This window comes from Pseudomonas fontis (assembly GCF_028656955.1).
GTDB classification, from domain to species: domain Bacteria; phylum Pseudomonadota; class Gammaproteobacteria; order Pseudomonadales; family Pseudomonadaceae; genus Aquipseudomonas; species Aquipseudomonas fontis.
On record NZ_JAMDGY010000079.1, the window covers coordinates 1 to 813 of the forward strand.

2 protein-coding genes are annotated in these 813 nt (G+C 63.0%); both read left to right on the forward strand.

The window, feature by feature from the left end; genetic code table 11:
* The first annotated feature begins 86 nt into the window (after positions 1 to 86).
* The gene (locus M5G11_RS21575; RefSeq protein WP_273909090.1) at positions 87 to 458 is read left to right on the forward strand and encodes a septal ring lytic transglycosylase RlpA family protein; all 372 of its coding nucleotides are present in this window, start codon (positions 87 to 89) and stop codon (positions 456 to 458) included.
* A gap of 64 nt (positions 459 to 522) precedes the next feature.
* On the forward strand, positions 523 to 813 hold a 291-nt coding region (locus tag M5G11_RS21580; RefSeq protein ID WP_420793896.1), incomplete at its 3' end, for a sodium:calcium antiporter.

Consider the following 813-nt stretch of genomic DNA (forward strand, 5'->3'; position numbering starts at 1 on the left):
GTCGATCGCTGGCAATGCCAGCTCCCACAGGATTGACGGTGTGCACCCACTCTGGTGCTCTTTCCACCTTTGGAGCAATTGACTTGATGTGGCGTCTGCCCAGCGCTTTCGCGCTACTTACCCTGCTTGCCGGCTGTGCCAGCCACAACATCGACCCGCGCGGTTACGACCAGAGCGGTACCGCCTCCTATTACGGTTCCCGTCATCACGGCAAACGCACCGCCAGTGGCGAACCCTTCAATCAAAACGCAATGACCGCTGCCCACCGCAGCCTGCCCTTCGGCACCCGCGTACAAGTCACCAACCTGTCCAACGACCGTAGCGTCGTGGTCCGCATCAATGATCGCGGCCCGCATACCCGTGGCCGGCTGATCGACCTGTCCCGCGCCGCCGCCGAACAATTGGGCATGCTCCGTAGCGGAACGGCGCGCGTACGGGTACAAAGTCTCAGCGACTGACCCTGTTTCGGAGCACACCGCCATTTTCAACCTGGCCGCATTACCCACCTTCAGCCTGCTGCAACTGGCCTTCGGCCTGCTGCTGTTGATTGCCGGCGCCGAACTGCTGGTACGCTCAGCCCTGCGCATGGCGGTGAGCCTGCAGGTACGCCCGCTGATCATCGGCTTGAGCCTGGTGGCCTTCGGCAGCAGCGCACCGCAACTGACAGTCAGCCTGCAAGCCGCCTATACCGGCGCCCCGGATGTCGCTGTGGGCAGCGTGATTGGCAGCAACATCTTCAATATCCTGGTCATCCTCGGCCTGGCCGCGCTGATCATTCCGCTGCGCGTCTCCCGTCAACTGGTGCGCCTGGAC

Coding starts and splice junctions, on each gene's coding strand:
- M5G11_RS21575 (WP_273909090.1), top strand. CDS start 87: ATGTGGCGTCTGCCCAGCGCTTTCGCGCTACTTACCCTGCTTGCCGGC.